This window comes from Cellulosilyticum ruminicola JCM 14822, from assembly GCF_001311925.1.
Taxonomy (GTDB): domain Bacteria; phylum Bacillota; class Clostridia; order Lachnospirales; family Cellulosilyticaceae; genus Cellulosilyticum; species Cellulosilyticum ruminicola.
Genome location: NZ_BBCG01000089.1, coordinates 1 through 8,836 on the forward strand (window position 1 = coordinate 1; position 8,836 = coordinate 8,836).

The following is an 8,836-nucleotide window of genomic DNA, read 5'->3' on the forward strand; positions in this document are numbered from 1 at the left end:
GAGAGAAAATCTTATTTTCTCTCTTTCAAATTTGTATTTTATTGCCATTTAAATTTTATAAGTAGTTATTTTTGCTTTACATTATCGATTACTTTGTATCGATATTTCAAGTCTACCATCTATATAGTCTACTATAAATGTTGAAAATGGCTGTACTTCTTCTGCTATTAACTTACGTGCAATGAGTGTTTCTACTTTACGTTGTAAAAATCTTTTAAGTGGTCTTGCACCAAATATAGGATCAAATCCTTGCTCAGCAATATATGCTTTAGCTACATCTGTTAATTGAACTGATAATTGTTGCTCTTCAAGTCGTTTATTAATATCTTTAGCAAGTAATCCTACAATTTGCATAATCTCATTTTGATGAAGTGGTTTATAAAGCACAATCTCATCTAAACGATTTAAAAACTCAGGTCTAAAGTGTGTTTTAAGCAAACTATTTACATTTTCTTCAGCTTCTTCACTAATATTCCCCTTTTCATCAATACCACCTAAGATTATTTGTGAACCAATATTAGAAGTTAAAATGATAATTGTATTTTTAAAGTCTACTGTACGTCCTTTAGAATCTGTAATACGCCCATCATCTAGAACTTGAAGTAACACATTAAATACATCTGGATGTGCTTTTTCAACTTCATCAAATAATATAACAGCATAAGGTTTGCGTCTTACTGCTTCTGTTAATTGTCCCCCTTCATCATAACCCACATATCCTGGAGGTGCTCCAATAAGTCTCGCCACAGAATGTTTCTCCATATATTCACTCATATCAATACGAATCATACTGTGTTCATCATCAAATAATGCTTCAGAAAGTGCTTTGGCAAGTTCAGTTTTACCTACTCCAGTAGGTCCTAAGAATAAGAATGATCCAATTGGTCTTCTAGGATCTTTAATTCCTGCTCTAGAACGTAAGATTGCATCTGTTACTTTTTCAACAGCTTCATTTTGTCCAATAACGCGTTCATGTAAAATATCATCTAAATGTAAAAGCTTTGCACGTTCACTCTCCATAAGTTTTGTAATTGGAATTTGTGTCCATCTTGCAATAATTTTAGCAATCTCTTCTTCATTAACTTTATCACGAAGTAGCTTATCATCACCATTTGCATGAACTCTTTCTTCTGCTTCTTCTAATTCTTTCTTAAGATTCGGGATTGTACCATATTTTAGTTCAGCAGCTTTATTATAGTCATATTCTCTTTCTGCTTTTTGCATATTTGCAGTTTCTGCCTCAATTTTTTCTTTTAAAGAACGTACATTAGTAATCATTTGCTTTTCATTTTCCCATTGTGCTTTCATACTTCTAAGTTTTTCGCGAAGTTCTGCAAGCTCTTTTTGTGTCTCAGCTAAATTTTGTTTTGAAATAGGATCTTCTTCTTTTTTTAGTGCAGCTTCTGCAATTTCTAATTGTAATACTTTACGTGCAATTTCATCTACCTCTGTAGGCAATGAATCAATTTCTGTACGAAGCATTGCACAAGCTTCATCTACTAAGTCAATTGCTTTATCTGGCAAGAAACGATCTGAAATATAGCGATCTGAAAGTGTTGCCGCTGCAATCAGTGCATTATCTTGAATTTGTACGCCATGATAGATTTCATAACGCTCTTTGATACCTCTCAAGATAGCAATTGTATCTTCTACTGTAGGTTCTGCTACCATTACAGGTTGAAAACGTCTTTCAAGCGCAGCATCTTTTTCAATGTATTGACGATATTCGTTAAGTGTTGTGGCACCTATACAATGAAGTTCCCCTCTTGCAAGCATTGGTTTTAATAAGTTGCCTGCATCCATAGAACCTTCTGTTTTACCTGCACCTACAATTGTATGAAGTTCATCAATGAATAAAATAATTTTCCCTTCACTCTTTTTAATTTCTTGAAGTACAGCTTTTAGTCTCTCTTCAAATTCTCCACGATATTTAGCACCTGCAATAAGTGAGCCCATATCCAAAGAAAAGATACGACGATCTTTTAAGCTTTCTGGTACATCTCCTTTTACGATACGCTCAGCTAATCCTTCTGCTATAGCTGTTTTACCAACACCAGGCTCTCCAATTAAAACAGGGTTATTTTTAGTTTTACGTGAAAGAATACGAATAACATTTCGAATTTCACTATCACGACCAATAACTGGATCTAATTTATGATCTTTTGCACGTTCTACAAGATCATACCCATATTTATTCAGTACATCATATGTTCCTTCTGGTTCTTCGCTTGTAACTCGGCTGCTTCCTCTTACCTCACTTAACACTTCTTTAAATGACTTAGCTGTAATATGATAAGCTTTAAGTATTTTATCAAGTTCATAATCAGCTTTCTCAATAAGCGCAAGCATAATATGCTCTACAGAAATATATTCATCTTGCATTTTATCTGCAATCTTTTCACTATAATTTAAAGCACCATCTACACTCGTTGAAACATAAATTTTATCAAATTCACGTCCTGGGCCACTCACTCTTGGTAGGCGATTAATAACTTCTACCACTGATTGTAACATATCTTCTATACTTACATTCATTTTTGTCATTAACTGTGGAATAAGCCCTTGCTCTTGTGTCAAAAGTGCATATACAAGATGTACTTGTTCTATTTGATTATTTTGATGTTCCATTCCAATTTGTTGCGCACGTGTAATTGCTTCTATAGAACGTTTTGTAAATTTTTGTGTATTCATAACATATGCCTCCTTTTATATGGTATTTATAAATTATTCTATTTTAAATTTTATTAATTTTAAATTTTATTAAATTAATGTTTTATGCGTCTTACAATAACTTTCATAATAGGCTGCAAGTTCTTCTGGATTTTCAAGTTGTCGTTCAATTTGTGTAAAAAAGATACGTAATCCTTCATCTAGCATCTTAATATAATCCGATAAATAGCTTGCTAAATAAGGTGCATTTTGAGGCGTATTAAGCTCTTCAAGTTTCAGAATACGTAACCATTTAACGCCTTCTTCTTGAGACCAAGAAACTGAATGTTTACTATTTTCAAGTGCAGACCAAAAATTAAAGAATGTCTTTAAATAACCTGAAAGCACAGGACTTTGTGTACGTGATACAATGCGAAGCTGTCCAATAAGTTGTCCTTGACTTTGATTAATATAAAAACTATAACGAATAGTTGGATTATATTTATAGCGCAATGCACTTTTTATACTATACATATGTTCTGCTGCTTGATTTTGAATTTGAAATCTTTCATGAGGTACTAAATAAGTTGAAAGTTCCTCAAAAAGTTGTTGCATACGCTGTTGTGGTGTACGCATGGCCACCTTTTCAGCAAGAATTTCATTTATAAGCTGTGAACGGCTCATACCAACTGAATAAGCTAATTTATCAATTGCTTCAATCACATCATCCATGAGCACTAAACTATATACGCTTTTCTTCATCTCTTCACCTCTTTTCTGAGATTATTGTATTCCTAATCTAATAATTTGTCAATACTATTATATAATCATTTTGACGAGTTATTCTATATTACTTACATTTTATTATGTCACATCCTTATATTTTTATGCTTCTTTAATACTTTCCCTAATATTTTTATACTTATAATTTTTATAAAAAAGGTCAAACTAAGTTTAAAATCAGAACAAAGGATGAGCATAATGTTAAAACGAATTTTTTATTTTTCTTTACTTATTTTCCTGTTAAGTCTAAGTATTATACACATCTCCCCTCCACTTTTAGCCACCACACCTACTAACTTAAGCAATACTAAAATCGATTGGTGGCTTGTAAGAGCCAAAAATCATCAAACCCCTGGGTTTAATGATAAATTAAGCTTCAAACTCTCCGATTATGATGCCTTTGCTGTTGGTGACACTTCTCGTCCCGTCATTTATTTAACTTTTGATGAAGGCTATGAAAATGGTTATACTAGTAAAATCTTAGATGTCTTAAAAGAAACAGATACAAAAGCAATGTTTTTTGTTACATTACCTTATCTAAATGATAATCCCGATCTTATAAAGCGCATGTATGATGAAGGACATCTTGTTTGTAACCATTCTAATCATCATAAATCCATGCCAACGCTCACAGCAAATCCTGAGAATTTCAATGCAGAATTTACCACTGTAAGTGATGCTTATACGGCTATTACCGGCAGTCCTATGCCACATTTCTTTAGACCACCTATGGGGCATTATTCAAGATGTTCTTTAGCAATGACACAAGCATTAGGTTATAAAACTATTTTTTGGAGTTTTGCTTATTGTGATTGGAAACCAGAAGCACAACCCAATCCTTCTGCAGCTAAGCAACTTATGTGTGATAATCTTCATAACGGTGCCATCTATTTACTGCATGCTGTTTCTAAAACAAATACAGAAGTACTTGGTGATTTTATAAATACAGCAAAAAGTATGGGCTATACTTTTGAACTCTTACCTGAAAATTAATATAAACTAGTAGAAGGAAGTACCATTAATGGCTACTTCCTTCTACTAGTTTATATTAATTTTCTTCTAAACTTCTACATATTGTCAATGAAGAATCCAATATCCCAACTCTCAATATAATCTATATTAAAGCCTTGTTCCTCGAAAAGCTCATTAACACTTTCAATAAAATCATCAATGCCACCCATCGCTTCATCTAATACCTCAAAAAGATGTTTTAAACGAATTGTTACACTTGATGATTCAATAACATTTGTATATATTTCATGCAAATCATTTACATACTCTTCTACTTCTTCGAGAAGTGCATCTAACCCTTTATGAAAAGTCATTGTTTTTCTAAAATCAATCACCTGTTGAATTGTCTTTGTTATTTCTTCACCTGTTTGAATTAATATTGTATAAAGCTCTGACGTTTCCTTAGTCTTTAATACTTTTATATCTTCTTGTAGTTGTTTTAAACTTTGCATATTTACCTCCAGATGTCATATGTTATTGTTTACATTATATGTATTTTACTTCTTTGTAAACAATAGGCGCTTGTTTTAATTTTAATACAATCTCTTGTATGTATGCAACGACAGCTTGTTTTTGCTTAAAAATAAAGAAATGGTCCCCTTGATAACATTTATAAATACATGTTTTATGCAAAATTTTTTCCCAACTCAGCTGGGAACTTACAAAATAATCTTGCATGCCATTTAAAACTGAAACATTACATTCGATTTGCTCTTCTCGTGGTTTGTAAATATAACTTTCCAATGCACAGACATCACATCTTAACCTTTTAAATAGCTCTTGGCTCATCTTTTCATCTTCTAAAACATTCATACTAATACCACCTAGTTGCATAAAATAATCCCTAAATTTTTCTTCTACTAGTTCTGATTTTTTCTCATCTTTAAGACACTCTTTAGGTGTGAAATTTCCTGAAAAAAAGACATGTTTAGGCAATATATATCCATTTTCTTTAAGTTTAAAATATAATTCATAGGCAAAAATACATCCCATACTATGTCCAAACAATAAGTATTCCTCATCATCAGCTATTACAGCTTTAACTTGCCTAAAAATATCCTCTAAAAGAGTTTCAAATTCTGTAATGTAAGGCTCTTCTTTACGTTCTCCTCTTCCCGGATATTGAATCGTTATTAATTCTACTTCTTCATCTATTAATACTTGCCAAGACTTAAACTCATTTCCCATTCCACCTGCAAAGGGTATAGCAATAAGTTTCATTTTAATTCCTCCAAGTTTTGTTTGAAAATTATAAAAATATATTTTATCTTTATGATATCATATTCTTCCATTTTTCAGCAAGTACATTTTGTATTGCTTATTCTACACTAAATTTCATTAAACCCCTTCATTATTAAAATTCGGAATAAAACTTTCTAACGCTGTTTCTCCTTGTTGTATAAATCCATTTTCTACACCTAATTCAGATGCATAATTTATAAGTTTCTTATAGGATATTTTAGACACCTTTCGATTAAGTTCTGGAAAGCCTTTAATTTGTTCTTGAAGGGGAGTATACTGATTCATTATACTAATATAAATACGATTACCATAAGTTTCATATAAATAGCTAATAATATTTTTAGAATCCTGCAAATAACCCGGAAGCATTAAATGTCTTACAATGACACCTTTTTGCATAATGCCTGCTTCACTAAATACTGGACTGCCTACTTGTTTGACCATCTCCTCTAATGCTAAACTTGCCTTTTCAAAATAATCATTGACCTTGGCATACTTCTTTCCTACAAGCGAAGAATAATATTTAAAATCTGGTAAGTAAATATCTATAAGCCCCTCTAAAAGTTTTAAGCTTTCCACCTTCTCATAACCACTTGTATTATAAACAATAGGAATATGTAAGCCTTTTGCCTTAGCATTTTTAAGAGCTATTTTTATTTGATAAATATAATGTGTTGGTGTTACCAAATTAATATTAACAGCTCCTTTTTCTTGTAATTCTAAAAATATTTCCGTAAGTCTTTGAGTTGTAATATACTTTCCTGCTTTTCCTGATGCTATCTTTTGATTTTGACAAAAAACACATCCCATATTACATCCTGAAAAAAACACTGTACCCGAACCACTTTGAGCTGATATACAAGGTTCTTCCCAATAATGTAAGCCTGCTCTCGCAACAATCAATTGCCCATCTACTTTGCAATATCCTTTTTTACCTTGTAAACGATCAACACCACATTCTCTAGGACATAATTTACATTGTGATAATTCTTCAAATTCTAACAAAATCTTTAACCTCCACCTATCTCATTACTGTGTATGAAAACGACGAATTAATTCATTTTTAACACGTTTATCCCCAAAAAGAATTGTACCTAATAAAATTAAAATTGAAATCGCCACACTTATTATCGCTAGGGTTGGTCTTTCTATTACTTTAAGTACAATGAGTATAATTTGCCCTAAACTCAAAATAATCATAGACAATTGATACATAATATACTCTTGGCAATTCATATGATTAATAATCATTAAAAGCATAATTGCTAAATTAGCAATCAAGCAAATACAAGGTAATGCATAGTTAATAGACCACCCCTCATAACCTATAGCATAATCTATAACAAAGATCAGCACCTGGGCACCTATTGTCTGAACTAATATTTTGGCAGCTAAATTAGCTCTATGTAGCACTGAATAGTTTACAGTTATTGCAAAATAAATCGCACTTGCACTTACAATAATATACCCCATTAAACTATTGTATATTAAGTAATTAATAACACTAAATAATGTAACTATCATTAATAACATAAAACATAACATACGTTTTACCAATTGATAGCGTTTTGCATTAAATTGCACTTTAGGATAAATCCTTGTCCCTCCTCCCTTTCCTTGTAAAACTCTAAGGCAAAGTGGACAGACACAAGTATCATCCAAAACTTCTACTTGACATTTAGGACATATTTTCATTTAAAACACCATTACTTTCTATTTTAATTTTTACGCCTTCTTTAACTAATTCACGAAATACTCGTCGCTGTAAATACGGTTGTTTTAATACACTGGCAAAACTTAATACTAGCTCATCACCATAGCTACATACACTACATTTCATCTTTTGTTTCTTAGATACACCTATAAAAAATGGAAACGTTCTATTTCCTCTCTAAATTCAGGTAATACATCTATTGTCCCTAAATTCGAAAGCGTTGTAGTAGTTGCCTTATTACTTTGACTAAAAATATATTTTAAAGCTAAGTTTTTAAATGGTAATGGCATTAAGCGTAGATAAAGTTTCTTTTCATTAGATACATTATAGGATATAGTTTGTTCTAATTTATCTTTTGTAATCTTTTCATCCATTTGTTCACAGACTACTTTTAAAACATCTTCAAACGTACAAGTATCGTCTTGAGGTAAAAATTCAATCATTGAAACTGCAAAAAAATTTCTTGTTGTAGTCGACTCAAAAAAGCTTCTTAAATTAATAGGCACATTAATAGCAATAGGCAACTTAGATACTTGTCCATTTAGATACTCTTTATAAATGCCCCAAATGATTAGTGCTGTTAAATACTTTGTAATACTCACATTCTTCTTTTTACAGGCCATTTTTAATGTTTTAACATCAATATAACCATGTATAATACTTACACCTTGAAGTTCTAAAGTTTCTCCCTTAAGTTGATAAGCTCTTTTTTGACTATATCCTTTTACATCTAGCGATTTGTAATTTTTAATATAGCTATCCTCTGTATCTAAAAAGCATTCGCTACTTGGCGTTTTTAAACTATACTTATCATTTATTAATGAATTACCTTGATTACATTTTTTAACGTTAAATAATGATAAGTTAATTCTTTCAAAAAATTCATAGCTCCCATACCATCAGTTACAGCATGAAAAACTTCTAAATTGATTCGTTTGTCATAATAACTCACACGAAACAAGAACATTTGATGACTGCGCGGATCTATATATTGACAAGGATATGTACTTTCTTCCTCGATAATAGGTTTACGAGGATTCATCTCAAAATAATACCAAAATGCACCACGACGCAACCTTACTCTAAAGCCTTCAAACCATGGCAGTATTTCTTCTAGTGCCTGCTTTAAAAGCTTTGGTATAATTTTATACTTTAAAGTTACAGATACTCGAAATACATTGCTTAAATTTTCGCTTGCAATAAGTGGGAAAAGTTTAGCTGTATTATCTAATCGCCTCCACTTAAGTTGTTCTTTACTTGTTGTCACCTTTATTCCTCTTTCTCTTTTTATCTCATATCTTTTTTGAGTATACCATATTTTATTTGTAATGACGTTATTTATTATCATTTTATTCCACATACATTATAGAATTTTATGGCGTCAGATTCATTATTTGTAAAATAGCTTTATAAATAAGAATCCACCAGCTTAGCTGC

At 31.3% G+C, this 8,836-nt stretch carries 10 protein-coding genes; 1 reads left to right on the plus strand and 9 read right to left on the minus strand.

Going from position 1 to position 8,836, the window contains the following annotated elements; all coding sequences use genetic code 11:
- Positions 1–81: 81 nt before the first annotated feature.
- Positions 82–2,691: an ATP-dependent chaperone ClpB gene (clpB, locus tag JCM14822_RS17040; RefSeq protein ID WP_054743674.1), complete on the minus strand. Its 2,610-nt coding sequence runs from the start codon at positions 2,689–2,691 to the stop codon at positions 82–84.
- Positions 2,692–2,760: 69 nt separating this feature from the next.
- Positions 2,761–3,411 (minus strand): ribbon-helix-helix domain-containing protein, encoded by a 651-nt coding sequence (locus tag JCM14822_RS17045; RefSeq protein WP_054743676.1) that lies wholly within the window; start codon positions 3,409–3,411, stop codon positions 2,761–2,763.
- 219 nt (positions 3,412–3,630) lie between these two features.
- Between JCM14822_RS17045 and JCM14822_RS17050 the strand changes: the two genes are divergently transcribed.
- The gene (locus JCM14822_RS17050; RefSeq protein WP_083461537.1) at positions 3,631–4,425 is read left to right on the plus strand and encodes a polysaccharide deacetylase family protein; all 795 of its coding nucleotides are present in this window, start codon (positions 3,631–3,633) and stop codon (positions 4,423–4,425) included.
- 74 nt (positions 4,426–4,499) lie between these two features.
- Here the strand turns inward: JCM14822_RS17050 and JCM14822_RS17055 are convergent, their stop codons facing one another.
- The 7 genes from JCM14822_RS17055 to JCM14822_RS22135 all read right to left on the minus strand — a co-directional run bounded on the left by JCM14822_RS17055 (position 4,500) and on the right by JCM14822_RS22135 (position 8,666).
- The gene (locus JCM14822_RS17055; RefSeq protein WP_054743679.1) at positions 4,500–4,895 is read right to left on the minus strand and encodes a hypothetical protein; all 396 of its coding nucleotides are present in this window, start codon (positions 4,893–4,895) and stop codon (positions 4,500–4,502) included.
- 34 nt (positions 4,896–4,929) lie between these two features.
- Complete coding sequence (locus tag JCM14822_RS17060; RefSeq protein WP_054743681.1) at positions 4,930–5,664, minus strand: thioesterase II family protein; 735 nt, start codon at positions 5,662–5,664, stop codon at positions 4,930–4,932.
- A gap of 117 nt (positions 5,665–5,781) precedes the next feature.
- Entirely contained in the window at positions 5,782–6,690 is a 909-nt protein-coding gene (locus JCM14822_RS17065; protein ID WP_172674853.1) for a radical SAM protein, read from the minus strand.
- Positions 6,691–6,714: 24 nt separating this feature from the next.
- The gene (locus JCM14822_RS17070) at positions 6,715–7,380 is read right to left on the minus strand and encodes a DUF6320 domain-containing protein (RefSeq protein ID WP_054743686.1); all 666 of its coding nucleotides are present in this window, start codon (positions 7,378–7,380) and stop codon (positions 6,715–6,717) included.
- A complete protein-coding gene (locus JCM14822_RS22125; RefSeq protein ID WP_242861544.1) occupies positions 7,364–7,525 on the minus strand; it encodes a hypothetical protein in 162 nt (53 codons plus the stop codon). The genes JCM14822_RS17070 and JCM14822_RS22125 overlap by 17 nt, the downstream gene beginning before the upstream one ends.
- 20 nt (positions 7,526–7,545) lie before the next feature.
- Positions 7,546–8,001 carry a hypothetical protein gene (locus JCM14822_RS22130; protein ID WP_242861545.1) on the minus strand — a complete coding sequence of 152 codons (456 nt, stop codon included), beginning with the start codon at positions 7,999–8,001 and terminating at the stop codon, positions 7,546–7,548.
- A 215-nt stretch (positions 8,002–8,216) separates the two neighbouring features.
- Positions 8,217–8,666 carry a hypothetical protein gene (locus tag JCM14822_RS22135; protein ID WP_242861546.1) on the minus strand — a complete coding sequence of 150 codons (450 nt, stop codon included), beginning with the start codon at positions 8,664–8,666 and terminating at the stop codon, positions 8,217–8,219.
- Between the last annotated feature and the right edge of the window lie 170 nt (positions 8,667–8,836).